Here is a 26,298-nt window from a genome sequence, read left to right as displayed (position 1 = left end):
ATCGCTTATAATTTCACTATGTTGCGCTGCTGTAACTATAGCGAAATAGAAAGCGTGAATACAACATCTCAATCATTTATTTCTTAAGGATGCTTAACGTGGTTGCACAAATTCGAATTGGTCAGGGAATGGATGTACACGCCTTTGAAGAAGGTGACTTTGTCACTTTGGCGGGTGTTAAAATTCCGCATACGCATGGCTTAAAAGCACATTCGGATGGTGATGTGGTATTACATGCTTTGTGTGATGCCTTATTGGGTGCTTTGGCTCTGGGCGATATCGGGCAGCATTTTCCTGATACCGATGCAAAATTTAAGGGCGCAGACAGTCGGGTATTGCTTAAACATGTTTACCAGCTGATTTTAGATCGCGGTTATGTGCTGAATAATGCCGATATCACGGTTGCCTGTGAGCGTCCAAAACTGGCTAAGCATAATCTGGAAATGCGCCAGAGTATTGCAGATGTTCTGAATGTGGATGTTACCCAGATTAGTGTTAAGGCAACCACCACCGAAAAGTTAGGTTTTACCGGACGTCAGGAAGGAATTCTATCGATGGCAACGGTGCTGGTTTCACATCAGGCAAAATGATCGGGATGGATCAGCGACTGTTGTAATTCCTGGGTAGCTTTACGGCCTTGAAGTTGTAGGGCTACTGCATGGATTAAACCGGTCCAGGTTTCATTCGGTTCCCAAATGCTGTGCATCAGCTCTTGCGCAGTGGGCATGCCCATATCCATATAATATTGGCGATATAAATACATCAAACTGCTGACATGGTAATTGGTGGCACAATGCACCCATACCATCTGTTGCTGTACTAAATGACTGAGCAGGTCTAATACCAGTAAACATTGATCATCAGAAGGCGTTTCTGGAGAAATGGGAAATTGAATATAATTTAAGCCCAAATCCAGACAAATTTTATCTTCATGATCTAAATGCGGCTCGGCATCAGACAATGCCAGATTTACAATGGTGGTAATCCCATATTCTTTAATCAGCTTGAGCTGTTCTGCTGTAGGCTGGGCAGAAGTGAATAGATGCTCGTGAATAAACTGGAAATTTTCGATATGACTGAGTGCATTTTCAATTTCATTCATAAGATAAAATTTTTCCTAAGGTTAAAGTAGAAACGCCATCTGTTTAGATGGCGTTTTAGCTCTTAGCGATTTGGTAAAACGTTTTTTAATGCTTCGTGCATGTCGAGTAGGGCCTTTTCTGTAGTTTCCCAATCGATACAGCCATCAGTCACTGATTTGCCGTATTCAAGATCATCCAGATTTTCAGGAATATCCTGGCGACCACCTTTCAGATGACTTTCTACCATAATACCGACAATAGACTTGTTGCCATCCTGAATTTGTTCAGTGATATTTTTCAATACCAGCGGTTGCAAGTACGGGTCTTTGTTGGAATTGGCATGGCTAGCATCAATCATGATTTTGTTGCTGACTTTAGCTTTGGCCAAGGCATTTTCAGCGTCTGCAACAGAACCTGCATCGTAGTTCGGTTTGCCGTTACCGCCACGAAGCACGACGTGTGCATATTGGTTACCGCTGGTACGAATCACGGAAACCTGTCCCTGGTCATTCAGGCCAAGGAAGCTGTGACCATGTTTAACCGATTGCATGGCATTGGTTGCAACGGTTAAGCCGCCATCAGTACCATTTTTGAAACCTACAGGTGAAGATAAACCTGAAGACATTTCACGATGCGTCTGGCTTTCGGTGGTACGTGCACCAATCGCTGACCATGAAATAAGATCTTGATAATATTGTGGTGAGTTTGGATCGAGTGCTTCAGTAGCACATGGCAATCCTTTTTCATTCAATTCAACTAAAAGCTGACGGCCAATGCGAAGACCTTTTTCAATGTTGAAAGAGTCATTCATGTCCGGGTCATTGATTAAACCTTTCCAGCCTACAGTGGTACGCGGTTTTTCAAAATAAACACGCATCACGATATATAGGCTATCTTTAACTTTTTCGCTCAAAACTTTGAGACGATCAGCATACTCATGAGCAGCCACAGTGTCATGAATTGAACAAGGACCAATCACTACAAATAGACGGTTATCTTTACCATCCAGAATATTGCGAATCGTTTCACGACCTTTCAGGACGGTTTGATAAGCCTGTTCAGTCAAAGGCAACTCTTTTTTTAATTCAGCAGGAGTTACAAGAGGCTGAATGCTTTGTACATTCACGTCATCGATGTCAGATTGTGTAATAGGTTTTGACTGTAGTGTATTCATTGCCGTCACTGGTTTGATCATACAAGAGTTTTTTTAGTAGCCTGAATATAACACGATTTCAGCAGTGAGTTGCTATACAAAACACCAATAAATCCGTGAAAAAAACCGATTAATCGCATAGATAGTTTAACCGTTGTTTGATTTTTCAGCAGTTAAAATCATAGCAGTTGCAGGTTTTTCAACAGGTTTTGCTTTTACCGGATGAAGCATGAAATTCATGCCTAATGCGAATAGGGTAATACCGAGAATCTTACGGATAATTTTTTCCGGTAAGCGAGAACTGATTAAAGTACCCACCACAATTGCAGGAATTGAACCGACCAATAACCATCCGAGCAAGTGTAAATCTACATTACCGGAACTCATGTGTCCAAGACCTGCGACTAAAGTCAAAAGCACGGCATGGACCACATCTGAACCAATAATTCGGATCATGGGTAAATTAGGAAACATCAAAACCAATGCCATGATTCCAAATGCACCAGCACCCACTGAAGATAAGGTTACGAATACACCCAATACAATGCCCATAATCACAATATAAGCACGTTTTTTTTTCGCTTGAAAATTAACCTTTTCTAAATCCTGCGTCATATCCAGAGCTTCATCTTTACGGAACTTGGTAAAGAAGCGTTCAATATGACCGCGGAACATGATGGAAACACCGGTCAGGGTCAGCATAAAACCGAGCACCATGGTCAAAACAGATTTATAGCTGCTGGATTGACTGAGGTAATTTTCTAAAACCCAGTGCGTGGCAAATGAAGCCGGAATACTGCCCACAGCAAGCCAGATCACAATCGGCCAGACAATATTCATTTTTTTGGCGTGAACCATAGAACCGCAAAATTTTGAAATGGCGGCATAAAGCAAGTCTGTTCCAATTGCGATGTGCGGTTCGATCCTAAAGAGACTGATCAGGATCGGGGTCATTAATGAACCGCCGCCAACACCTGTAATCCCGACGCAGAAACCGACCAAAACACCCGCTAAAATAAATTCCAATGGACCAAACATGGTTATATGCCAAATATCAAAAAACCTGCATATGTTATGACTTTTTAATATAAGACGTTGTCTTGATTATTGATTTGCTTATTCTAAAAAAAGATATAGATGAAAGGTATTTTATAAAATTTGTGGTTTTAGCCTGAAATTTTGGAGGAATAAGAGGGTTAAACCTAAAAAATTGCATAAAATAAAGAATCTAAGTAAATAAATGGGCAAAGATGTTGCGCTTTGCCATTGCTGCAAATCCTGCTGCGATGGGTTAGATAATTGCATTATATTGGATGTTTTAGCATCCTGAATGACAAGGGTTTGCACAAAAACCTGTTTTTTAGTCTGGGCATAATTCCAGGTTGAACGGGTGAAAAATTGAAGATTGGCGTGCAGCATATTGAATTGTGTTTTATTAGGACTTTGCTGGCAAACAGCCTGAAGTGTTTCGTGCATAAACGCACAATTGGCAAACCATATTTTCTGTTGTTGTTTAACAAGAATCTGTGATATTCGACCTTGCTGTACATAAGCAGTAGGATGATTCAGATGAACCATTTTGAGATGGAGCGTTTTGAGATGAGAAGAAAGCCACACGCTAGGAAAGACAATAAATAATACAATATGGATGAGTATGGATATAATAACTGCCCAGGCAAAATGGTTAGGCCACCATTGCCATGTAGCTTGTATGGGCTGAATGACTTCTGTGTGAAGTCATTGCTGAATTAAACCCAACATAGCTATGCTATAAAACAACGCTTGTTTTGAAGTATTTCAAAAGCTTAGGGCATGATCAATTAAATTGAAAGGCCTATGTTAAAATAGGCCTAACTGCAAAATATACGGCATAAAGAGGATAAAAGTCTTGCAAAATCGGAAGCTTAAAATCGGTATCGTTGTCGGGGAAGTGTCTGGAGATACACTGGGCGCTAAACTCATCCGCCGTTTTCGAGAGCAAGGCATTGATGCTGAATTTGAAGGCATCGGTGGTCCGCAGATGATCGCTGAGGGTTTCAAAAGCTATTATCCAATGGATATTTTGTCGGTTATGGGCATTGTGGAAGTGCTTAAAGATCTTAAAAAACTCTTTGCCGTGCGTGATGGATTGGTTGATACCTGGAGCAAAGACCCGGTCGATGTTTTTGTCGGTATTGATGCGCCAGACTTTAATTTACGTTTATCTAAAAGTTTAAAGCAGAAAAATCTGCCGATTAAAACCGTGCAATATGTCAGTCCTTCGGTCTGGGCTTGGCGTCAGGGACGGGTGCATGGCATTAAAGCCAGTATCGATCTGGTGCTGTGCTTATTTCCGTTCGAGAAAACTTTTTATAAAAAATTTGATGTGCCAGCCGCATTCGTGGGGCATCCACTCGCCAGTCAATTGCCTTTGCAAAATCCTCTGATTGAAGCCAAACAAGAGCTGGACTTGAATGTAGAACAAAAGCATATTGCGCTGTTACCGGGTAGCCGCCGTGGTGAAATTGAAAGACTGGGTCCATTGGTGCTGGATGCAGCCAAAATCGTCAGTCAAAAACACCCGGAATATGTGTTTCTCATTCCTGCGATTAATGATGCACGCAAGCAGCAGATTGAGGCATTGCTACAACAATATCCTGCAGATTTGGTGGCTAAAGTATGCCTGCTGGAAAATACCGATACTGAATCGAAGATTGGCCGTCAGGTGATGAATGCTTCCAATATTGTAGCATTGGCTTCGGGAACCGCTACCCTAGAAGCGATGCTGTTACACCGTCCGATGGTGACTTTTTATAAGTTAAACTGGCTGACTTATGTAGTGGTCAAGTTCCTGATCAAGATTCCGTATTATTCCTTACCGAATATTATTGCGGGCAAAAAAGTCATTCGGGAATTGATTCAGCATGATGCAACACCAGAAAATTTGGCTGCCGAAATTGAAAAACTGATGAATATTGAAACTGCACAAATTCAGGCCATGCAGCATATCACTATGCACAAGCAGCTGCTGGCAGGAAATAGTGAAGATCCGGTTCAGGCTATCTTAAATACCTTAAATGCAGCCCCATCTGATCAGGCATAATTTACTGGAACTGCTGGCGATATTGGCTCGGAGTTAGATGAAACAGCCGTTTAAAGGTTTGACTAAAGGCGGTTTCGGAAGAATATCCGACACGGTGGGCAATTTGCTGGATCGATAATTGCCCTTCACGCAAATGCTGCGAAGCCAAACGGAAGCGGTATTGCTGTAAATAAGCCAGCGGTGTTTCCCCAACAATCGTGCTAAATAAAGTCGCAAATTTGGAACGAGACATGCAACATTGTTCGGCCAGACTTTCTACTGTCCAGGGCCGTTCAGGTTTGCCATGAATGGCTGCCAGGGCATTGGCCAGTTCGGCATGGGCAAGCGCGCGCAGCCAGTTATTGGAATCCTGTAACTGGGCAATATAATCACGTACACATTCAATAAAAAGAATACTCACCAGATGGTCGAGAATTTTGTCGCGACCCGGACGCAGCTGATAGGCTTCCACAGCCAAAAAATGTAGGCCTATTTGCAGCCATTCAGGCGCGGTACTGCCGGTAATATGCTGAATATGAATATAGTCGGGCAGGGCATTCAGTAAAGGCCGAGCCATAATGGTATCGATATGACAACGGATGGCCAAAATTAGCGCCGGTTCACCGCTCTCACTGCCAAACTCAATGGTTTCTTGCCTTTTTTCATCAAAAAGCCCTGTAATATTAAGTGCTTCAATTAAGTTATTTTTATTATTACTGTGACAGCTATGGGTCTGTCCAGAAGGGATCAGGATCAAATCTCCCGCTTCCAGTTGCAGCATTTTTTGCGATTCAAATTGTATGTTGAGCGTGCCCACCAGAACCACATAGCCAATCATGGCATCCTGTTCCTGATAAGCATAGGCCCAGTTGCCTTGCGGTTTTAAATAAATATATTCAGATTTATTCAGATGAATATCATCAAAAATTTTACTTAAGGCATCCATGTCTTATGTTTCTGTCTTCATCTTGACTAAAAATTATAAAAAGCCTGAATTTATTCCAGCATGTGTTTATAGGACAAATTGGGGCTATTTACGCCAAGAACGCTTGCATAGGTTTTTTGGACGTTTACAACTGTTCTTGATGCTGCATTTCTAGAAATATAAAGGGAGAACAGAAAATAAGGAAGATCGCGAGCATGAATGCACCAGTACAAATTGATCAAAAAACAACGTTAACCATGCAAACTGCTTCAGGTCTGGCACTCGATAAAAAACGTTATTGGTGGCTGCTGAGTCCAGGTTTACCAGTGATTGGCATGGGGATTTTGGCCGGTTACCAGTTTGGCCCTAAAGCTACGAAAAAAATATTTGCCTTGGGTGGCCCTTTATTGCTGCACGTGATTATTCCCAGTATTGATGCACTGGTGGGCAATGACAGTAATAATCCCAATGATGACGAAATTAAATCGCTGGTTGCAGACCCTTATTATGACCGGATTGTAAAATTATTTATTCCCTTGCAGATGGCTGCCAATCTTTTTGCCGGTTATGTGGTGAGCCGTAAAGAGACTTCTTTTGTCGATCAGATCCTGTTGGGAATTTCCATGGGGGCGATTAATGGTGTGGGCGTGAATACAGCGCATGAGCTGTCACATAGACCGCATAAGAAAGATCATTACCTTGCTCATGCCACATTAATGCCACTATTTTATAATCATTTTCGTGTTGAACATCCTTATGGCCACCATAAACGTGCGGCAACACCTGAAGATCCTGCATCTTCTAAAATGGGAGAAAGTTTCTATGAATTCTGGCCAAGAACGGTATTTGGCGGCATCAAGTCGGCCATTGAAATTGAAAAGAACCGTTTAAAACGCAAAGGTTTATCTTTCTTTAGTGCGGAAAATGAGCTGTTTCAAGGCTGGGCAATGAGTGCTGGTTTTCATGCCACCATGCTGAAGTTGTTTGGCAAAGAAGTGTTGCCTTATTTAGCTACGCAGGCTTTTTATGGGGTGAGCTTATTTGAAATTATTAACTACATTGAACATTACGGTTTAATGCGCGATAAAAAGGAAGATGGGACTTATACGCGTACCATGCCTGAGCATAGCTGGAATAATAATAATATTACTACCAACCTGTTTTTATACCAGTTGCAGCGTCATTCCGATCATCATGCCTATCCGACACGTCCATTTCAGGCCTTACGCCATTTTGATGAAGCGCCTGAATTGCCGAGCGGTTATGCCACCATGCTCTTGCCAGCAATGATTCCATCGCTCTGGTTTAAAATGATGGATAAACGCGTATTCGATCATTATCAAGGCGATTTAAGCAAAGCCAATATTCATCCAAAACGCCGTGCCAGCATATTCAAGAAGTTTGGTGTGGTTGATCGGTTGTTAAATAAAGAATAACGGGCGGCAAGTTGAACATTTAATATTTTTTGAATGCGTCTTTAAATGATCAATCATAAAAAAAGCCCATTCGAGGGTGAATGGGCTTTTACAACATCGTATTATATTGATTCTATATGACAATTTAATTACATTTTGCATAACGTGTATTATGTTAATTTCAGAAAACTATAAGGTGTCTAAATAATTTCTAGCAATTTAACTAATACTATATTTGTCTAGGCAATTATGAACTGTTTCTATTCTCATACTATCGATTTGCTGAAGTTTAATTTTATAGTTCTTAGGTTTCGGATACTGAAAAACTTTATCGATAAGATTATTGCTTACTTCAATAAAATCTTGTGGTTCGGGAAAATTAGGAGTGTTATTTATAAGATTTCTAATTTTAGCTATGACTTCATCTTTAGATAGTTTTTCTTCCATCCTAGATCTATAAATCAAATCTGATAGCTTTCCCATACCTATACATTTTTTCGCAACGTGTTCGCTATATGGTCCGTTATATGTTTTTTCAGCCTTAGCTGATGCAATACATAAAGGAATTATTACTAATTTTATTATATTTCTCATATTTATAAGATAATTATAGTTAGCCATATGAATTCTTAATATATCAGAATAGATTTAGCATAAAACCTCTTATTTGAAATTTTAAAAACTGGATTTTTCTACCAATTCGCTATCTATTTAACATAATGGTGCTTATACGAAATACATTTTAATTATTTAAATAAAATCATATATTTATATATTTTAGACTGCTCAAAAAAACAGCTAAAAACTAGCCTGGAAGCAAGTCGGCTTTTTTATGAGCGGTTTTGATATAGTCAGTCAATAGAATTGATTATTTTTTATTCAAAATGAAATTTTTCAATGTTTTCGACCTTCTCAGAGCAAAAACTATCCCCAATTTTTACAGATAAAACCGGGATGGTTTTTAGCCAATCTTGTACGCATATGCTCACATAAATCTCGGCCCTTTGCGGCTATACGACTTCACTGTAATTTCTTATGATGGGGACATAGAGAACAGGAAGTTCCACAGAATAAAAAGAATAGATCGAACAAGGAATGTAAGATCAGACAGGAGTCAGATCTAAGCATCAAATACGAAAAATCCCGGCAGGACGCCGGGTTTTTTATTTTATACGAATTTTGTTAGACAACATTGAATATATTTTGTAGCTTTTTCGATCAATTTATAAGAAACTGAATATCTCAATAAGCAATAAAAATAATTTAATACATATTGCAAAAAACAAATTATTTTAAATAGTTTTTCTAAACTTAAAATAATTTAAATTACAACAATAAATTAGAGGTCATAATGATGACAACCAAGTACAGTAAATTTTTTTCTGCAGCATCTGAGTTCAATCTAGATAATTTTCCATACTACTGGATTACTCAAGTACATTCTCAATATGTGCAAAATGTGGATCATGCGTTAAAAAAATATGGTCTGGATAATTCTCGTCGTCGTATTTTACTGGCTTTAAAATCCAAGCCCAACGCGAGTGTATCCGATTTATCCGATATGTTGATTTTCAAGATGTCGACCACGACGAAAATTATTTACCGTCTGAAAGATGAAGGCTTAGTGCATACTTATTGTTGTGAAGATGATGCACGAATTACCCGGGTCGTTTTAACCCATATGGGCGAGCAAATGGTGCAAAAAATTAACGATCTTAGTCACATTGTTCTAGATCAATCTTTTGAAGGTTTGACCCCGCTACAAATTGAAAAAATGCTAGACAGCCTTAAACTTATCTTCAGAAACTTGGCACATTGATCTCAATTTAATTAAAAAGCGTGGATGCAATGTCCACGCTTTATATCATCACTTGGATCTACTTTTTTAAATTCTAAAATCATATTTTTTAAGAGATCTGATTTACACCTAAGTATTTCTCTATAGCAGGTTGCTTGGATAAAACCAATTTTTCAATCAATTGTATATCGATCAAAGTTAGGCCGAGTAAGGGAAGACATATCCTAAGTATCTCCATTGTTATTTTTAGAGAAATGCCGAGTCTAGTCGACAGTAGAATATGGGGAAGCACTTAATACTTCTTTAGGTTTTAGCCACATCTATAATTTGGTTTTAAAATATAAGTCCTAAAACGGTTTTCAGAGTTTTTATAGATTCATTAGATATAAACATGAAACCAAAAAATAGCCTAAGCAAGCTAAACATTCACTTTTAAAAAGCCTATAATTTACTTATCTCGTTTTTAAAATCATCAAAAAATGACACCTGCTTGCAAAGTTTTAAAATCAAATAAAATTGAATTTTCTATCCATGAATATGAACACGATGCCAATGTTAAAAGTTTCGGTCTGGAAGCGGCCGAGAAACTGGGGCTAAGTGTTGAAGAAGTATTTAAAACCTTATTAGTCACCGATGATAAGAACTATTTTGTAGCAGTATTACCAGTGAATCACCAATTGAATTTAAAAAAAGTGGCAGCGGCAGTGGGCTGTAAAAAATTGCAGATGGCCGATCCTAAAAATGCCGAACGCTTAACAGGTTATCTGGTCGGGGGGATTAGCCCAGTGGGTCAGAAAAAGCGTTTAAAAACGGTCATCGATGCTTCAGCACAGCAGTTGCAAAAAATATATGTCAGTGGTGGTAAAAGAGGCCTGGATATAGGTGTAAAACCACAAGATTTAGCCCAGATCTTGGGCGCAGAATTTGCAGATGTGCTAGACGTGTAAAAATTGACTTCAATGATTCTAATCAGCCCTAAACAAATTTAGGGCTTTTTTATATGCTATACACTATGGATAGACATTAGGTGGAACACTGGCTAATACTCGGGATCAATAAAAAATACTCAGAGTGGCTTGGGCAAAAACTGAATCCTAGTTGTCTCATGCCATTAAAAGAACCCGATCTAGCAGTTGGACAATTTAATAATATGATCTTGCGCGTACAAGCTTTGGCGATTGGCGGTACTGACAAAGTCCGGCAAGATACGATTAAATATAGCTCGGCTGCAAACTGAAACAATGGGCTTGCCACAATGGATGTGATTGCCAATACCAAAATGGGCTTCGGGAACCTGCGATTGATTTTTCCAGCGTCTGAAATACTGAATATAACTCTTTTTATAATCAATTTATTGCATTGGTATTACCTGTCCAAGGCCGAACTTATGTCCTGAGCTATAGCGTGAAGTCCTAAATTTCGTTCTAAAAAGCATGAAAGGGCTAGTGTGTGTTGCCTCTGGTCTCTTATAAATACAAACCACAAGTGGGAATTAAAAATAAAGCATGGATAAAAATAACAAAATCTTCATTGCAGCAAGTCTGGCCAATGGGGCGAGTTTCTCGATGATTTTACCTTTGCTGGCGCCTCTGGTTCGTCAGTTAAAGCTCTCGGAACTGCAAGGCGGTGCCATGGTCTCGGGTGGAGCATTACTGATGGCGATAGCAGCCATTTATATTTCTAAAAATCAAAATAAATTTTCGATTTACCAGTTGCTCAGCCTTGGTTTTATTGGCATGACCATTACCTGGGGCATTTTCACTGCCGTCTTGCTCTATGGCCTGTCGGTTCAGGTGTCATTAATCAGCTTGTTTGGTTTGCTCATGGCGGCTCGTGCAGGAACCGGGGTATTTATGGCCATGCCGCAAATTGCGCTACAAACCTATGTGATGACCCGTTATGTCGAAGAACAAGAACGTAGCCAGACCATGTCAAAATTTGGCGCGTTAAATAGCGTAGGAGTGATTATTGGCCCATTTTTAACGACTTTACTGTTAGCGTGGGGCATCCTGGCTCCGTTATGGGCTGCGATAATCATTTTGAGTTTGATTAGTCTGGTGATTGTGTTTGGATTTGAACGTAGCAGCACGATTCAATCTGCTCAACAGGAGCATGTTCTAAATGCAGCCAATACAGATTCAGACTTTTCCATTTATCAATGTTCTGCCTGGTTGCTGCTTGGCTTTAGTTTGTATCTAGCAATTGTGACTGTGAATTTGACTGCCGGTTTTTATATCCAGGATCATTTTCACATGAGTATTGCAAAAGGCGCCGTATATTTTTCCCAGTGTTCTTTAATTGTGGGTATTGCACTGGTGGTTATGCAAAGCCTGATTTCCAGATATCTGCAATGGTCGGTCTATCGTTTGTTGTGGGTAGGCATTTTTTCCCTGACCGCAGCACTACTCATTTCTGTACTGACCGAACAGATCCGTATTTTCCAGTTCGTTTATCTTCTTTATGGGATTGCGGTCGCGTGTTTAATTCCTGCATTTACCACGGGGGCGGCAAAAGATGCACCGAAGTCTATGCAAGCCAAAGTCGCCAGCTGGTGTACCGCAACCCAGGCCTTTAGTTTTGTTTTAGGCCCAATCTTGAGTACCGGCTTGTATCAGTGGCATAAGAGTTATCCCTATTATTTTCTGCTGTTGTTAATGCTGGGTTTGATGGTTTATTTTTCTATGATGGTTATTGCCCAGGACAAGAAGAAAATATCCTTGAATCAGAATGATATGGCAGATAGCTAAAGGCTCATCGGAATGAACTGTATACAGTAATTCTCATGGCGCTGGATCTATAAAAAAGTCATTTATATAAGGCTTTGCATGACGAGCTGAATAAATTTCAGCATAAGCTGAATATTGTTAAACCAAAGCTTTGATTCATCTGGCAAAATTCATGGTTAAATAAGCCGATTGAATTTAATGTGAATTTTACGTGTTTCTGAAACCCTCTATGCCAGTTGTACCCACGCTTGCACAGGATTATCCTGAGTGGCATAAGGGGCGCATGGATTATTCACTCTGGTATCTGGAAATACAGCAGCCTGAATTACTGCATTATTTACACCACCTGCGTCAGCACTTTTCCGACCTGCTGTATACGCCCAATACGCGCCAGTTTCATATTACCTTGTTTATTTGCGGATTTCTGACCGCACATAAACCTGCTTGGGATGACGATTTTAGCCAGCAGCAATTACAACAACAGATTGAAACTTTAAACTCAGCACAAAAATCTTTATTTAAATTAAAGACGGGTAACTTAAATAGTTTTGAAAGTGCGCTTTTTATTGAAATTGAAGATACTGAAGGAAGCTTGGCCCAGATACGCCAACAGTTCTATGCCTGTTCAAAAGAAGTCGCCCCCTTACAGTATTGTCCGCATATCACTTTGGGTTTATATAAAGACAATATCAATAGTGATGCTGTTTTTGAGCGTATTGAAAAAATTTCACAGCAGCAATTTGAATTTCAAACCCGACAATTAACTTTTGGGACTTATCATGCCCAGGTTTTGCAGGGGCCATTAACACCGTACCATCAATTTTTATTGGGTGATGCATGATCCAACTTATTTTAGGCGGTGCCCGTTCCGGCAAAAGTCGTCTGGCTGAACAAATTGCGAAAGATTCAGCTTTAGCTGTAACTTACATTGCAACCGCTCAAGCCTTAGATGCGGAAATGCAGCAGCGAATTGCCCATCATCAAATGCAACGTCCTGCCCATTGGCAGCTGATTGAAGAACCTTACTCACTGGCAGAACGATTGCAGCAAATTGATGCGCCGAATCAGCTGATTTTGGTCGATTGCCTGACGCTATGGATAAGCAATCTGTTGATGCATGAAGATGCAAATCTGCAAGTTATGGAATGTCAAAAATTACTTGATGTGTTGCCTAAGTTGCAATCGCAGATCATTTTAGTGAGCAATGAAACCGGATTGGGGGTTGTTCCCATGGGCGAGATCAGCCGTAAATTTGTGGATGAATCTGGCCGTTTACATCAACAGCTGGGACAGATTGCCGATAAGGTGGTGTTTTGTGTGGCGGGTTTTCCAATGATTTTAAAAGGAGAGAAGTAATGAACTGGTGGTTAGATGCGTGTAAAACGCCGAGTGCAGAAGCCAGACTACAGGCTACAGAGCGTCAATTACAGTTAACCAAACCGACCGGTTCACTTTCCGAACTGGAAAATGTTGCGATTCAACTGGCCAGTTTGCAAAACAATCCGCGTCCCAATATCAACCAGCCCTGGATCAGCATTTTTGCCGGTGACCATGGGGTGATGGAAGAAAATATTTCGGCTTATCCGCAAGCTGTAACCCGGCAGATGCTGCAAAACTTTACTGGTGGTGGTGCCTGCATCAGCGTGATTGCCAAAGAATATCAGGCCAAACTGCAAGTCATTGACTGCGGTTCTGTCGGTGATGCTTATGAATATGCCGGTGTCGAACGACATTGCATTATTCCGGGCACGGCTAACTTCGCCAAACAGCCGGCCATGACCGAAGCGCAATGTGCCGAGGCCATGATGCTGGGTGCAAAAAGTGTGGAACAGGCTGTAGCGCATGGGGCATCTATTTATGTGGCAGGGGAAATGGGCATTGGCAATACCTGTTCCGCTTCTGCGGTCGCCTGTTTTTTACTGAATGAACCTGCCGAGCAATTGACCGGCGTGGGTACAGGCATTCGTGCAGAACAACTTAACCATAAAAAAAATGTGATTAATCAGGCTTTGGCTTTACATCAGCAATATGTCGGTCAGGATGCTTTCAAGGCACTATGCGCCGTTGGCGGTCTGGAAGTTGCAGCCATGGTGGGTGCCTATATTCGTTGTGCGCAACTGGGCCTGGCCATGGTGGTGGACGGATTCATTAGTACGGCATCGGCTTTGGTAGCGGTACGTTTAAATCCGGCAGTACGTGAATGGATGCTGTTTGGTCATCAATCGGCTGAATATGGGCATCTGCGTTTATTGCAAGAGCTGAATGCCAGTCCCTTACTCAAGCTGAATTTACGTTTGGGAGAAGGCAGTGGTGCCGGTGCGGCTTTAGGAATCATCAAGTTGGCCTGCAGCCTGCATAACAATATGGCGACTTTTGCTGAAGCGGCAGTGATTGGCGACAAGGTTTAATGGGTTTTTTATTTAGGATATGAACATGTATCGCATTGATCTGCTGCGTCATGGTGAAACCAGTTTAAGCCATACTTTGCGGGGGTCTACGGATGATGCCTTGACCGAGTCTGGCTGGCAGCAAATGCGTCAGACAGTAGAGCAAGCGTTACAGCATGATCCTAAGGCTTTGGTTTGGGATGCCATAATCAGTTCACCTTTGCAACGCTGCCGTGTATTTGCAGATGAATTGGCCCTCAAACTGAAACTTGAAGTGATACTGGATGCCAATTTGCAAGAAATGCATTTTGGTGACTGGGAAGCCCTTTCGACCCAAAGCATTTATGCAACCCAGCCGGAATTACTGGCGCAATTCTGGGAGAAACCCTCCCAGTTTAGTCCGCCAAATGCTGAAACCCTGCAGCAGTTTCATCTGCGAATCAATCAAGCACTACAGCAGATTCAGACTTATATGCAACACGAGCAGTTTGAACATGTACTGGTGGTCACCCATGGCGGTGTGATTAAACTGTTAAAATGTCTGGCAATGAATCAGCCGCTGGATAATATTCTGAAAATGTCGGCAGAACTTGGGCAACTGAACCGCTTTGCTTTGCATGACAATTTAACACTTCAATATCTGGAGCAATAACATGACTCCATTTTTGATCGCACTCCAGTTTTTAACGACTTTCCCCATACAACTGAAAGCAATGCCTACGAAACAGCAAAATGGGCAATCCTTGCTGTTTTATCCAATCGTGGGTTTGATGATCGGGTTAATCCTGTTTGGACTCGCACTGAGTTTGCAGGCAATTCCAATCATCTTATTAAGCAGTTTGGTGCTGGTGGTCTGGATTTGGCTAACAGGCGGTTTGCATCTGGATGGCTTGGCTGATACTGCCGATGCCTGGGTGGGCGGCTTTGGTAATGCTGAACGTACCTTAGCCATCATGAAAGACCCGAGTTGTGGCCCGATTGGCGTACTGAGCCTATTCATTGTGTGCTTGTTAAAATGGTCAGCCATTTATGTGTTGTTAGAACAGCAACTTTATTCAGCGCTAGTTTTATTTCCGCTGCTGGGGCGTTTAGTCCCTCTGATGTTATTTTTAAGTACGCGCTATGTCCGTACCCAAGGTCTGGGATCTTCCATGGCTGAGTTTATTCCCAAAACTGCTGCAATTTGCATAATTATTTTGTGTTTGCTGATATCAGCATATTGGGGCTGGTCCGGTATTTTAAGCAGCGTCTGTTTTATAGCGACTGTACTTTATTTAAGAGCCAAATTTATACAGCGTATTGGCGGCATTACCGGAGATACCGTTGGTGCCAGTATTGAAATTGTAGAAGTGGTCAGTCTGTTGAGTTTCGTCATCAGTTTATCTTTATATTTTCCATCTGCTTTACAAGCTTGAAAAAGAATTTTATGTATGGATTTTTAAAATTTTTTTTATACAAGGGAAGATTAAAGCAGGAAAGATTGAATGATTTTATGATGAAGAAAAAACTTAAATAAATATAGGATTTGTTAAATATTCAAATAATAAATTAAGTGAAAAATATATTACACTCAAAATTATATAAAAAGAATGACAAAAATATTTTATTAAAAAAATTAAAAATCGAAAGTTACATAAAAATACATATAGTGAATTTATAGTGCTGAATCTTAATGATTATTTCTTAAATATTTAATTTTTAAAATATTTTAAATGTTGTTGTTTTGTGATCAATATACCCAATTACAGTGATATCAATCTCAATTTATTTCGCTTTTAATTAGCCATAATCATTTTTGATTGAACTCGCGATGCTGATAAAGGGATGTCGTATGAAATTTGCCAACATTTTGTTGATGCTTATTTTATTGCAATTTTCAGGAAATATTTATCCTGCAAAACAAACATCTTCGATCGATGTTGTTACGACTATTCCTGTGAGTTGTCAATTTTCCAATGTCAGTCCACAAATTATTGTTTCTGAAAATGGTGCAGTTACTAGCGGAAATTTTACCTTGAACTGTAATAAAAATTTTCAACTGCAAATCAGTTCAAAGTCGTTAAAAGATGGAGATATTTCAACTTCAGTCAAAATAGACAATGGGGGGAAGTTGAATACCATCGTCAAGGTCAGTTTTATGGGGAACATTTATCAACTGGATGGTGTTAAACAGATTCAAGTATTAGACCCATCAAGTTCCGAGCTTGGAACAATCAGTATAAATCTGGCAAGTCCAGTGCATACAACAACACCTGCTGGGGTTTATCAGGACGTCTTGTATTTGGATGCAACTTTTTAATCACTCATTTTATGAGAGCATAACAATGAAAATATTGATTCAATCAGCTGCAACTTTAGCTGTGTTATTGGGGAGTGGCTTGGTTCAAGCCGATACTACGACAGCCAGTATTCCTATGGGGGTAGATATACCTAAAAGCTGTACTATTTCGAATTTAAGTTCCTCTGTTGTGGTCCCTGAAGATGGCACGGATACAACAGGTGGTTTCACAATGATATGTAATATTCCTGACTTTACTTTTAGGATCACAACAGACTCTTTAGAAAGTGGAAACCTACAACTAAAAAATCCAAATGGTGTGGGGTTGCCAATGAACATTCGTGTGAATTATTCAGTGGGTGGAACAATATTTAATAATGTAACAAATCTGGGATCTTCGACTAGAGATTGGTATACGCGACATGGGACAGTTGGAACACCAGTTGGTGCGATTCTCAACTTTAATCTCTCTAATCCAACCACAGCAACTACACCAGCCGGTGTGTATACAGACACATTCCGTGTGACTGTAAATTATTAATTTTCACTTCAACTCAAAAAACAAATGAGAAAAACCATGAAAACATTAACAAAAATTTCTTTAGTTGTTATTGCGGCTTTATCGAGTGCTTTAGTACAGACTCAAGCTGCCACAACTTCAGCAAGCATTCCAGTCAGTTTAACCATTTCTAAAAAATGTACCATTAGTGATGTATCAACGAATATTGTTATTCCAAATGATACAACAAGCGGTACAGGTAACTTTAAAGTGACTTGCAATACACCGTATAGCATTAGTACCAGCACGACCAATACAACCAATGCAACCACTTTTGTTAAATCGACAACCAATGCAAGCCATACTTTAAATACTCATATTGCTGTGGATTTAAACGGTACAGCTGTACCTGTCAATGTAGGTACAGCATTGTCTCAGCCTGGTTTAACGGTAGATACATATAACGTGAATGCTGCACTTGTCGCTGCTGTCGTGGCAACAACTCCTGCAGGTTTCTATAACGATACCTTAAACATTAGTGTTGATTACTAAGTTTGCAATTTCATTGAGGATAAAATCATGAAAAAAATGCTCTTAGCAATTACAACACTGATGATGGGATGTCCGGCATTTGCTGCTACAGCGACTTCATCTATTCCTATGAGTGTGGAAATTGCAAAGCAATGTACGATTGCAGATGTTCCATCAGGTCTGATTTTAAAAGAAGACAATACTTGGACCACGGAAAACTTTTCAGTAACTTGTAATGTCCCTTACGGCATTTATACAACGTCTGATAAATGGGATGCAGGTCAGACCTATTCATATGTTTCTAATGCCAATAATAATTGGTTAAAGACGCAAATAACTATACAAAATGCACAAACAGGTACAGGTTTGCCGTTGCGATATCCTATGGTCTATTTACCTCAACCAGGATATATCAAAGCAGATTATAGTTTGTCTATGCGTGTTTCAGACTCAATTACAGCAACGACACCCGCTGGTTTATATACTGATGTATTTCATGTATATGTTGAATATTAATTCTTAATAATCGCATAAAAGGTAAGCCATTTACCTTTTATGCATTTTTAATTGTGACGCTAAAAATATTAATTTGTACTGGGGTAAAAGAAATATGCGAACTATAACGAATAAAGCAAGTCTTGTTTTTGCTTTACTGACTTTCATGCAGTCCATAGCACATGCAGATCTGACGATATCTCCAGTTCAATTATATATTTCCGGTGAGCGTGAACAGCGTAGCACTACGGCAACACTAAATACCAAAGGTGAAAAATCAGACCGTACCTATGAAGTTAGCGTATTTCGCTGGTCTCAGGATGAACAAGGCAATGATGTTTTAACACCCGATACAGACCTGGTTGTTAATCCCAAGGCACTGATTTTAAAACCCGATGGAAATAAAGTCATTCGATTTGGATTTCGCCAATCTATTGAAGCCATGAACTTACAACAACAAGGGACCTGGCGGGTAAAATTCAACGAGATTCCATCACCCTTACAAAAAACCGGAATGAGCATTGCGCTGAATTTTAGTGTGCCTGTATTTGTAGGAAGCGGTTTCCAACCGGAGATGTCCTTTTACCTTGCGCAGGATGCCAAACAGAATACCGTATTAAAGGCAAAAAATAGTGGTACAGCACATTTTCAAATGACCAAGTTCAGCATTCAAGATGCATCAGGCAAAGTGCTTAAAGATGTCGATACCATGAAATATGTTTTGCCTAAACGTGAAGTTTCTATTCCTTTGGAGGGATGGAATGCTTCTGCAAAAAAATTAAAATTTGTCATGCAGTCCGATGCCAAAAAAAGTGCCGTAGTTTATGATATTGCGGAGCACTAAAATATATGCTTAAAGCAAAATATAATCTTATATTCCTTGCGCTTTTGACCTTGGTGCGAGCAGATTATGCTTTGGCAAATGAATTGCCTATACCTGAAAACAAAGATGAATTACAGCAAGATGCCATTCTTGGCTTATGGATTAACGGTATAGATCAGCATCAGGATGCGATGCTTAGTGTGGTTGAACAGAATAAATATATTGAGTGCAGTGTGCTGCAGGCAAATTTTATGGATCTTGCCAAATTCCAGCAGATTACTCAAAAGGGAATAGCCTATTGCCTGCTTTCTCAAACGGATATTCATCTTGAGGAAGATACCGATTTACAGCTGTTAAAAATTAATATTCCAGCCCGTTATATGCTGAGCCAGCATATTCAAAATAATGAAATTCAAATGCCGGAATTGCCCGGTTTAGGTGGCTTTTTAAATTATGATGCCTTTTATCAAAACGGAGATTATTCAAAACAGGCAAACGCCGTCGCAGATTTAGGCATATTTTGGAAAAATACTTTTTTTAATAGCAGCCATATTTTTCGAAAAAAATTTGCAAATAGTGGCGAAGACTTCAATACCAATACCCGGTTAAATACCACGCTGATATTTGAATTTCCAAAACATCTGACCACTTTGCAATTGGGCGATATTGTCAGTACCAATACCGGATTATCCCAGTCTTATTATTTTGGCGGTTTTCGCTGGGGGACCAATTTTACTTCGCGGCCAGATTTCGTTTACTGGAATACGCCTTCATTTAAAGGCAGTGCACTGGTTCAATCCACAATTGATTTAATTATTAACGGTAATAAAGCCTATAACTCTAAAATAAATCCGGGTGAATTTAATATTAACAGTAATATTAATTTTCGGGGTCTAGGCAGCGCCGATATGGTGATTGAAGACATTATGGGAAACAAGACTGTGCAAAATATCCCTATATTTGTCAGTGAGCGCTTATTAAAACAAGGTTTAACGGATTACAGTATATCAAGCGGTAAGTTACGCTATAACTATAGTGAAGAAAGCGATGATTATCGTGAATGGTTTGCGAGTGCTTATTTAAGGCGAGGAATGACCGATAGCACCACTTTGGGCATGGTGGCTGATTATAGTCGTGCTTTAACCAGTACCGGATTACTGTGGAGCCAATATTTATATAAACTTGGATTATTAGAAATCAATTCGGCTTATAGTGATGCGAAAAGCAGCGATGGTTATACGCTAAGTACAGAGTTTAAAAGAGATAAAGATAAATACAGTCTGGGATTAAAATCACAATATTATAGTCGTAATTTTCGTATGTTAGGCATGGAAGATCAAAAAGAACACTTTTTGCCTGAACAAGAAAACCTTTTTTATTTGTCCAAATCAGGTATACCTGTGCTGGGAAATTTATCTTTTACCTATATAGAACAGCAATATAGAAAAAGTGCAGAACGAGAAGATCAACGTATTTTTTCACTGCGTAATAGCCGCAGTTTATTTGATAATTTAAGCATGTCTTTAGGCTTCAGTTATGATGCAGTGAATCAGGATAATAATCGTGTCGATTTATCACTCAGTTACCGTTTCGATGATAAACATGCTGCCTATTTTAACCAGACTGATTCAGATTCGACCAATCTTAGTTTGGTGAAAACCAGCTCTAATGCTGTAGGTATGGACTATGCGGTTGGCCTGGGACGTGCAAATGAACAAAATACCGGCAATGTCGCGACCCGTGTCAAAACCCAAGCGGGTGATTTAGACCTGCAATATCTAAAAACGGGTTCTAACGACAGTTATAGCGCAACTTTTCATGGGGCATTAACCTGGTTGGGACATAGCGTAGATTTAACCAAATCGGTGAATAACGGTTTCTCTCTGGTCAAAGTTACCGATAGCCCGAATGTTGATGTTTATCGCAATGATTTATATATAGGTAAAACCAACAAAAATGGTGAAATATTTGTCCATGATTTAATTGCCTATACTAATCAGCATCTTTCATTTAATGAAAACCAGTTACAGATAGAAGATAAGGTAACTACAGCTCGTAAAACCATTATGCCGCTGAATAAGCGTGGCTATATTGTTGAATTTCCTGTCATTCATACACGTGAAGTGGATATAAAACTTGTCGATTTGGCGGGGCAGCCTTTAGCGCAGGGCAGCCAGGTTAGCGTGGATGGAAATCAGGCAGATATTTACCCAATCGGCAGTGATCATCTCGTCACCGTCTATGGAATGACTGATGGGCCGCATCAGTTACATGTACAGCTATCTTCGAATGAAGCCTGTACGGTTGATTTCAGCTTTAAAAGCAATGAGGCCAGTCGTGTCCCATTACAGCTGCTGTGTAAATAAGGGAGTATAAAGACAATGATTTTAAAAATTTTGGCGAGTAGTGTTTTCTTCTTTACATGCTCCAGCGCATATGCGCTTTGTACAATTTCCGATACCGGTGCTGGAACCATTCGTTTACAGCCTGGCTCTGGAGCAACTTCGTCTATTCAGTTAACCGCGAAGTGTGATACAGCGTTTAACATTACTTTTGACAGTCAGAATATGCTGAATAGTAGCGGTAGCAGTACTCTAAAAAATGAGTCTGCATTGGCTTATACAAAACTGAAAAACACGATAGATGTCAAATATGAGCTGTCTGGTGATGCCGGTTCACAGTGGCAGGTAATCACCAATCAGAAAAAAAAGGCCGCTCATAGCTATGTGATTGTTGCCCGATTAGGCACTGTGAATTTAGCAAACCTGGCTGCCGGGGATTATCATGACCATATTATTATTAATATAGATTATTAAAGCTTAATCTCCGAGAAACCAGGAATTAAAAAAGCATGGTATTTACCATGCTTTTTTTTTAAAGAAAATGAACAACCAGATGAATAATCGCAGGTCCAAACAACACCATAAATACCCCTGCAAGTACCATACTTAAACAGGCAACCACGCCTTCTTCTTTATGGCGCATGAAGGCCTTACTGGTACCAAAACCATGTGCCGAATTACCCAGAGCAGCGCCTTGGGCAAAACGTGAATTGAGCTTTAAACTTAAGAGCACGACATCTGCAAGTACGCCGCCAGCAATGCCTGTAATCATGGTAAATAAAATGACCAGTTCCACCGAACCGCCTATATGTGAAGTTAATTCCATCGCAAAGGGAGTCGAAATAGACCGTGCCATGAGACTATAAGATGTTTCCTGATCAAACTGAAACAGTTTAGCCAGGTAAAAAGCACTGACCACACCTGCCAGCATGCCAATCACAATACCTAAACCAATTGAAATGGCATGTTCTTTAATGACCTGACGATACTCAAAAATTGGAATGGCAAAGGCAACGGTTGCCGGACCCAGCATCCACACAATCCAATGACTTTCTTGCATATAAGTGTCATAGGAAATATGAAATATGACCATGAAAATGATCAACAAAAAAGGCACAAAAAGTGCAGGGGAAAGCAGCATATAAGGAAACTTTCGATAAAGCCTCTTCGCCAAGATATATCCTACAATCGTAAGAACAAAACAAAGCATTGCAATCATGTTCATATTATTCCCCGTGTTTAAGCATGGTTGCTTCTTGGCTGTGCTGACGCTGCTTTAAACGTGATTCAATTTTAAATCCAAGGTGTACGCTATATGCGGTAATCACCATCACGCACAGGGTTCCCAAGACAACAGCCAAAATCAGTTGCCAGCCTTGAGCGAGAAATAGGCTTTTATATTTGACCAGGCCGACTACGCAGGGAATAAATAATAAAACCAGTTCTGCCAGAATAAAGTCAGCACCGGTTTTGACCCATTGCAGTTTAAACAACCCTGTCAGCAATGCAGCCAGTAACAGCAATAGTCCGATCACACCGGCGGAAATCGGCAAATTGAAGGCATGCTGAATGACTGAGCCTAAAAACCAGATTGCGATTAAAATGCCGAGTTGCAGCACAATCAGCAAAAAGTGCGAATATCGTTGTGACATAGCCATCGTCTTAATAGGAGAATTTTCATATATTTTAAATTTGACTGACTTAGTCAATTATGAATAATAAGAAAAAGATTATGCTTATTTGGAATATTTGTGGATATTAAGAGCCTGAATATTTTTGTCAAACTTGTGCAATTGCAAAGCTTTACCCGCACAGCTGAACATCTGTGCGTGACCCAGCCAACCATCAGTAAAGCAATTCGCCAACTGGAAGAAGAAACTGGTGTAGCCTTATTTCACAAGGGGCAAGCTGGACGTAAACGTGAAGTTTTACTCACCTATATGGGCGAACAGATTTATCAACATGCTTTGGTGATTATTGAAGAACAGCAGCGTATTTTTGACTCCATTGAGCAAGTTCGGCATTTACACAAGGGCAAGCTCATACTGGGCTTGCCGCCACTGGGGTCGGTGCTTTTAAGTAGCCTGATTGCCAAATTTCACAAACAATATCCGCATATAGAATTAAGGTTTCTGGAAGTTGGGGCATCTGGCATTGAAGAGGCGATTTTGGCCAAAAAAGTCGATGTCGGGATTTTACTGGGGAATTTAAAACCGCAATTCAGTGGAATTCCAATTATGGATTCGCCATTATGCCTGCTTTCACGCAAAGCCACTCATTGGAAAGGCCGGAAAAAAGTTCAGCTTATTGAATTAAAAGAAGAGTCGTTTTTGCTCTATGACGACACCTTCAGTCTAAACAATATGATTATTCAGGCTGCGAATTATGTCGGTTTTGAACCGCATGTGGTGTGTAAAAGCAGTCAATGGGACTTTATTGCCAAAATGGTGGAATCAGATGTCGGGATTGCCTTATTGCCAAAAATTTATTGTGATCAGCTCGATCAGGAAAAATACAATGTCAGTCTGCTGGAAAGTCCCAACCTGAACTGGACCTTAAGCATGGCCTGGAATACCACGGTTGCCATGAATCCGGCCACGCGGGCATGGTTAAAAATTATTGAAGAAAATCAGGATAAAATTCATTTTTAAAGCTTTGCTACACTAATTCTAGCATTGGTTTTTTTTGATTTTGAGGGGTACATTTTTGTTATTTTAGGCGGAATCCTTGTCCTGATTTAGGCTCAAGTATTTACTGATTTGCCAAAGTAAACAGCGGTATTGAGTCATGACGATAGATCATGATTCAGGTATGAGAGCAGCTATAAACTCCTTGCAAAAATTCATAAATCACTTCATTTTAGTATCAATTTAAGCGCGGTGACTCAAGAAAATGAAATGGGACGAAATTGGCGAACAACCCTGTTCAATTGCCAGAACCTTATCGGTGATTGGTGACCGCTGGACTGTGCTGATTTTGCGAAATGCTTTTTTAGGCATGCGTCGTTTTGAATCCTTTCAGCAAAATCTGGGTATTACCCGCCATGTGCTGTCTGACCGTTTAAAGCATTTGGTTGAGCATGGTATTTTAGTCAAAAAACCCTATGTACAGCGGCAAGAGCGATATGAATATTGCCTGACGGAAAAAGGGCTGGCGCTTTATCCTATTTTAATGTCTATGGCACATTGGGCAGACCAATGGATGAATGAAGATATTGGCCAGCCCATGCGATACATTCATCAAAGCTGCGGGCATAGCATGAAGCCACGTTTGGTCTGTTCAGAATGTAATGAAACCATTCAGGCCAAGCATATTAAAGCTGAACTGACTCCGGATTATTTCAATTATCTGCAACAACGCAAGACCCAGTCCTAATCCATCTGCTAGGCATTAGAGGCAATTCGGTGGTTTGGGAATTCCTGCCAGACGGCTTAAATGACGTGCCACTAAACCGGTCTGAAACCTATCTTGTAATAGCGCATTATTGATGTCGCTACTGACTGTTTTCATTAGAAATTTAATCAGCGGACGGGTGGCCGGGGAATGTCCAAACTGCTGGTAGAACTGGCGCACGGCATGCAGAACTTCAAAATGCCAGGCGGTAAGTTCTAAACTTAAAGTATTTGCTAATTCTTGTGCAACCTGTTCATTCCAAATGGTGTAATCGACTAAGTGACCATCTTGATCGAGTTCTAAATTCATCATTAATCTCAAATTAGTTCAAACGGATACAGCGGCTATAATTCAGGCAGAGATCTGCAAATTCGGCATAAGAAATAATCTGCAGATGTTCTGATGTTTGGCTTGCCAGAATTTCTGCATCTGTATCCAGCACATAAATGCGATCCAGCTGTTGCAAAAATGGCTGTTGAAACTGTAAGACCGATTCGCCCATCAGTACAACACTATCTTCAGGGCCGTAGAGTTGTGCTAATTTTTCCAGAGTGGCGGGTATCGCTGAAAAACTACTTTGTAGCAAATATAAACTTTTGTTGATCATTATTGTTTCACTCGTCATCTTTACCAGTACAGCACAAAATCGAAACTTTGAATCAGCTCGGGACTAAATTCAACAAATTCAATCTCTTGTTGAGCTTGGGTAACAAAGATGGCGTTACGGTTTTTATTTTCCACCAGTACGGGACTTAAGTCGTAAAATTCAAAGCTATCGACCATGTTCGAAGCAACTTTAAAGGCATGTTTAAGCTGATCAAATTGCACTTCTGAATGCAGTAAACTTAGGGCGGCATCTTGCAACAAAACTTTGACGTCACAGCCAAACGTTGCCAGTACCATCGTGGCAGACAAGCTTTCATGCACTTGTAAATTGGCAAGATTTGCTTGAGTTAGAATAACGAGTACAGATTTCACACAATTTACCTTTTAAAAGCAACAAATTCCCAAAAATAACATCTTAGAATTGAATCAGACGTTGTGTTGATTGTACTGCATCGGCAAGTTCACCCAGTCCAACCAGTTCAAAGCCTTGAGCAAGATTATGTTGGCTAATCTGATGTCGTTTAGCATTTTCCTGATCCGAAATACCCCGCGCCAAAGCAGCACTGACACATACCGGTAAGCGAATGGCCAGCTTCTGCCATTCTTCAGTCAAATTACGCTGGTCATCTGGAACCCATTGTAAGGCATTCGCAACCGCGACTCCGTCCTGATAGAAAAACACGCGAAATGGCTGCTTTTTAGCCTGTAAAGCCTGTGCCAGACCTAGCGCGTGCCAGGCATAGATCGAGGTTGGAGCGGAGGTAATTAGTAATAAGGTGCTCAT

At 40.2% G+C, this 26,298-nt stretch carries 33 protein-coding genes; 21 read left to right on the top strand and 12 right to left on the bottom strand.

Going from position 1 to position 26,298, the window contains the following annotated elements:
* The first annotated feature begins 98 nt into the window (after window positions 1–98).
* Window positions 99–590: a 2-C-methyl-D-erythritol 2,4-cyclodiphosphate synthase gene (ispF, locus tag B9T26_RS02610; protein WP_086198250.1), complete on the top strand. Its 492-nt coding sequence runs from the start codon at window positions 99–101 to the stop codon at window positions 588–590.
* Here ispF and B9T26_RS02605 read toward each other — a convergent pair.
* The 4 genes from B9T26_RS02605 to B9T26_RS02590 all read right to left on the bottom strand — a co-directional run bounded on the left by B9T26_RS02605 (window position 578) and on the right by B9T26_RS02590 (window position 3,852).
* Window positions 578–1,102 carry a protein tyrosine phosphatase family protein gene (locus B9T26_RS02605; protein ID WP_086198249.1) on the bottom strand — a complete coding sequence of 175 codons (525 nt, stop codon included), beginning with the start codon at window positions 1,100–1,102 and terminating at the stop codon, window positions 578–580. The genes ispF and B9T26_RS02605 overlap by 13 nt on opposite strands.
* 62 nt (window positions 1,103–1,164) lie before the next feature.
* Complete coding sequence (locus tag B9T26_RS02600; RefSeq protein ID WP_143222988.1) at window positions 1,165–2,256, bottom strand: 3-deoxy-7-phosphoheptulonate synthase; 1,092 nt, start codon at window positions 2,254–2,256, stop codon at window positions 1,165–1,167.
* Window positions 2,257–2,382: 126 nt separating this feature from the next.
* Window positions 2,383–3,273: a sulfite exporter TauE/SafE family protein gene (locus B9T26_RS02595; protein WP_086198247.1), complete on the bottom strand. Its 891-nt coding sequence runs from the start codon at window positions 3,271–3,273 to the stop codon at window positions 2,383–2,385.
* Between the two features lie 111 nt (window positions 3,274–3,384).
* Window positions 3,385–3,852 carry a hypothetical protein gene (locus B9T26_RS02590; protein WP_143222987.1) on the bottom strand — a complete coding sequence of 156 codons (468 nt, stop codon included), beginning with the start codon at window positions 3,850–3,852 and terminating at the stop codon, window positions 3,385–3,387.
* 271 nt (window positions 3,853–4,123) lie between these two features.
* Here B9T26_RS02590 and lpxB point away from each other — a divergent pair, with 271 nt between their 5' ends.
* Window positions 4,124–5,317: a lipid-A-disaccharide synthase gene (gene lpxB / locus B9T26_RS02585; RefSeq protein ID WP_086198245.1), complete on the top strand. Its 1,194-nt coding sequence runs from the start codon at window positions 4,124–4,126 to the stop codon at window positions 5,315–5,317.
* Window position 5,318: 1 nt separating this feature from the next.
* Here lpxB and B9T26_RS02580 read toward each other — a convergent pair whose 3' ends face one another.
* Complete coding sequence (locus B9T26_RS02580; protein WP_086198244.1) at window positions 5,319–6,242, bottom strand: AraC family transcriptional regulator; 924 nt, start codon at window positions 6,240–6,242, stop codon at window positions 5,319–5,321.
* 194 nt (window positions 6,243–6,436) lie between these two features.
* Here B9T26_RS02580 and B9T26_RS02575 point away from each other — a divergent pair, with 194 nt between their 5' ends.
* Window positions 6,437–7,657: an alkane 1-monooxygenase gene (locus B9T26_RS02575; protein WP_086198243.1), complete on the top strand. Its 1,221-nt coding sequence runs from the start codon at window positions 6,437–6,439 to the stop codon at window positions 7,655–7,657.
* Between the two features lie 198 nt (window positions 7,658–7,855).
* Here B9T26_RS02575 and B9T26_RS02570 read toward each other — a convergent pair whose 3' ends face one another.
* A complete protein-coding gene (locus tag B9T26_RS02570) occupies window positions 7,856–8,257 on the bottom strand; it encodes a hypothetical protein (protein ID WP_086198242.1) in 402 nt (133 codons plus the stop codon).
* A 733-nt stretch (window positions 8,258–8,990) separates the two neighbouring features.
* Between B9T26_RS02570 and B9T26_RS02565 the strand changes: the two genes are divergently transcribed.
* The 16 genes from B9T26_RS02565 to B9T26_RS02490 all read left to right on the top strand — a co-directional run bounded on the left by B9T26_RS02565 (window position 8,991) and on the right by B9T26_RS02490 (window position 21,989).
* Window positions 8,991–9,455 carry a MarR family winged helix-turn-helix transcriptional regulator gene (locus B9T26_RS02565; protein ID WP_086198281.1) on the top strand — a complete coding sequence of 155 codons (465 nt, stop codon included), beginning with the start codon at window positions 8,991–8,993 and terminating at the stop codon, window positions 9,453–9,455.
* Window positions 9,456–9,913: 458 nt separating this feature from the next.
* On the top strand, window positions 9,914–10,381 hold the full coding sequence (gene ybaK, locus B9T26_RS02560; RefSeq protein WP_086198241.1) for a Cys-tRNA(Pro) deacylase: 468 nt from the start codon (window positions 9,914–9,916) through the stop codon (window positions 10,379–10,381).
* Between the two features lie 80 nt (window positions 10,382–10,461).
* Complete coding sequence (locus tag B9T26_RS02555) at window positions 10,462–10,671, top strand: hypothetical protein (protein ID WP_086198240.1); 210 nt, start codon at window positions 10,462–10,464, stop codon at window positions 10,669–10,671.
* Window positions 10,672–10,939: 268 nt separating this feature from the next.
* On the top strand, window positions 10,940–12,181 hold the full coding sequence (locus tag B9T26_RS02550; RefSeq protein ID WP_086198239.1) for an MFS transporter: 1,242 nt from the start codon (window positions 10,940–10,942) through the stop codon (window positions 12,179–12,181).
* 208 nt (window positions 12,182–12,389) lie between these two features.
* On the top strand, window positions 12,390–13,001 hold the full coding sequence (locus B9T26_RS02545; RefSeq protein ID WP_086198238.1) for a 2'-5' RNA ligase family protein: 612 nt from the start codon (window positions 12,390–12,392) through the stop codon (window positions 12,999–13,001).
* Entirely contained in the window at window positions 12,998–13,516 is a 519-nt protein-coding gene (cobU, locus tag B9T26_RS02540; RefSeq protein ID WP_086198237.1) for a bifunctional adenosylcobinamide kinase/adenosylcobinamide-phosphate guanylyltransferase, read from the top strand. The genes B9T26_RS02545 and cobU overlap by 4 nt, the downstream gene beginning before the upstream one ends.
* Window positions 13,516–14,568 (top strand): nicotinate-nucleotide--dimethylbenzimidazole phosphoribosyltransferase, encoded by a 1,053-nt coding sequence (cobT, locus tag B9T26_RS02535; protein WP_086198236.1) that lies wholly within the window; start codon window positions 13,516–13,518, stop codon window positions 14,566–14,568. Before cobU ends, cobT begins: the two co-directional genes overlap by 1 nt.
* Before the next feature lie 19 nt (window positions 14,569–14,587).
* On the top strand, window positions 14,588–15,199 hold the full coding sequence (locus tag B9T26_RS02530) for a histidine phosphatase family protein (RefSeq protein ID WP_086198235.1): 612 nt from the start codon (window positions 14,588–14,590) through the stop codon (window positions 15,197–15,199).
* A 1-nt stretch (window position 15,200) separates the two neighbouring features.
* On the top strand, window positions 15,201–15,962 hold the full coding sequence (locus B9T26_RS02525) for an adenosylcobinamide-GDP ribazoletransferase (protein WP_086198234.1): 762 nt from the start codon (window positions 15,201–15,203) through the stop codon (window positions 15,960–15,962).
* 416 nt (window positions 15,963–16,378) lie between these two features.
* A complete protein-coding gene (locus tag B9T26_RS02520) occupies window positions 16,379–16,846 on the top strand; it encodes a hypothetical protein (protein ID WP_086198233.1) in 468 nt (155 codons plus the stop codon).
* Between the two features lie 25 nt (window positions 16,847–16,871).
* On the top strand, window positions 16,872–17,366 hold the full coding sequence (locus B9T26_RS02515) for a hypothetical protein (protein WP_143222986.1): 495 nt from the start codon (window positions 16,872–16,874) through the stop codon (window positions 17,364–17,366).
* A 36-nt stretch (window positions 17,367–17,402) separates the two neighbouring features.
* The gene (locus B9T26_RS02510; RefSeq protein WP_086198231.1) at window positions 17,403–17,876 is read left to right on the top strand and encodes a hypothetical protein; all 474 of its coding nucleotides are present in this window, start codon (window positions 17,403–17,405) and stop codon (window positions 17,874–17,876) included.
* 27 nt (window positions 17,877–17,903) lie between these two features.
* A complete protein-coding gene (locus tag B9T26_RS02505) occupies window positions 17,904–18,371 on the top strand; it encodes a hypothetical protein (RefSeq protein ID WP_086198230.1) in 468 nt (155 codons plus the stop codon).
* A 94-nt stretch (window positions 18,372–18,465) separates the two neighbouring features.
* Entirely contained in the window at window positions 18,466–19,194 is a 729-nt protein-coding gene (locus B9T26_RS02500) for a molecular chaperone (protein ID WP_086198229.1), read from the top strand.
* A 5-nt stretch (window positions 19,195–19,199) separates the two neighbouring features.
* Window positions 19,200–21,539: a fimbria/pilus outer membrane usher protein gene (locus B9T26_RS02495; RefSeq protein WP_086198228.1), complete on the top strand. Its 2,340-nt coding sequence runs from the start codon at window positions 19,200–19,202 to the stop codon at window positions 21,537–21,539.
* Window positions 21,540–21,554: 15 nt separating this feature from the next.
* Window positions 21,555–21,989: a hypothetical protein gene (locus B9T26_RS02490; protein ID WP_086198227.1), complete on the top strand. Its 435-nt coding sequence runs from the start codon at window positions 21,555–21,557 to the stop codon at window positions 21,987–21,989.
* 58 nt (window positions 21,990–22,047) lie between these two features.
* Here B9T26_RS02490 and B9T26_RS02485 read toward each other — a convergent pair whose 3' ends face one another.
* Window positions 22,048–22,740 (bottom strand): LrgB family protein, encoded by a 693-nt coding sequence (locus B9T26_RS02485; protein WP_086198226.1) that lies wholly within the window; start codon window positions 22,738–22,740, stop codon window positions 22,048–22,050.
* A 1-nt stretch (window position 22,741) separates the two neighbouring features.
* Entirely contained in the window at window positions 22,742–23,167 is a 426-nt protein-coding gene (locus tag B9T26_RS02480) for a CidA/LrgA family protein (protein WP_413772755.1), read from the bottom strand.
* 99 nt (window positions 23,168–23,266) lie between these two features.
* On the opposite strand from B9T26_RS02480, the gene B9T26_RS02475 reads away from it, so the two are divergent.
* A complete protein-coding gene (locus B9T26_RS02475; RefSeq protein ID WP_086198224.1) occupies window positions 23,267–24,166 on the top strand; it encodes a LysR family transcriptional regulator in 900 nt (299 codons plus the stop codon).
* 241 nt (window positions 24,167–24,407) lie between these two features.
* The gene (locus B9T26_RS02470) at window positions 24,408–24,890 is read left to right on the top strand and encodes a winged helix-turn-helix transcriptional regulator (protein ID WP_086198223.1); all 483 of its coding nucleotides are present in this window, start codon (window positions 24,408–24,410) and stop codon (window positions 24,888–24,890) included.
* Window positions 24,891–24,905: 15 nt separating this feature from the next.
* On the opposite strand, the gene B9T26_RS02465 is transcribed toward B9T26_RS02470, so the two are convergent.
* From B9T26_RS02465 to tusD, 4 genes are read right to left on the bottom strand one after another with little or no spacing between them, the layout of a single operon-like run.
* Entirely contained in the window at window positions 24,906–25,217 is a 312-nt protein-coding gene (locus B9T26_RS02465; protein ID WP_086198222.1) for a TusE/DsrC/DsvC family sulfur relay protein, read from the bottom strand.
* A 13-nt stretch (window positions 25,218–25,230) separates the two neighbouring features.
* Complete coding sequence (locus tag B9T26_RS02460; protein WP_086198221.1) at window positions 25,231–25,515, bottom strand: DsrH/TusB family sulfur metabolism protein; 285 nt, start codon at window positions 25,513–25,515, stop codon at window positions 25,231–25,233.
* 20 nt (window positions 25,516–25,535) lie between these two features.
* Window positions 25,536–25,886 (bottom strand): hypothetical protein, encoded by a 351-nt coding sequence (locus B9T26_RS02455; RefSeq protein WP_086198220.1) that lies wholly within the window; start codon window positions 25,884–25,886, stop codon window positions 25,536–25,538.
* A gap of 43 nt (window positions 25,887–25,929) precedes the next feature.
* On the bottom strand, window positions 25,930–26,298 hold the full coding sequence (gene tusD / locus B9T26_RS02450; RefSeq protein ID WP_086198219.1) for a sulfurtransferase complex subunit TusD: 369 nt from the start codon (window positions 26,296–26,298) through the stop codon (window positions 25,930–25,932).

The organism is Acinetobacter sp. ANC 4169, assembly GCF_002135355.1.
In the GTDB taxonomy this organism is placed as follows: domain Bacteria; phylum Pseudomonadota; class Gammaproteobacteria; order Pseudomonadales; family Moraxellaceae; genus Acinetobacter.
This window is presented reverse-complemented; position numbering and strand designations above follow the sequence as displayed.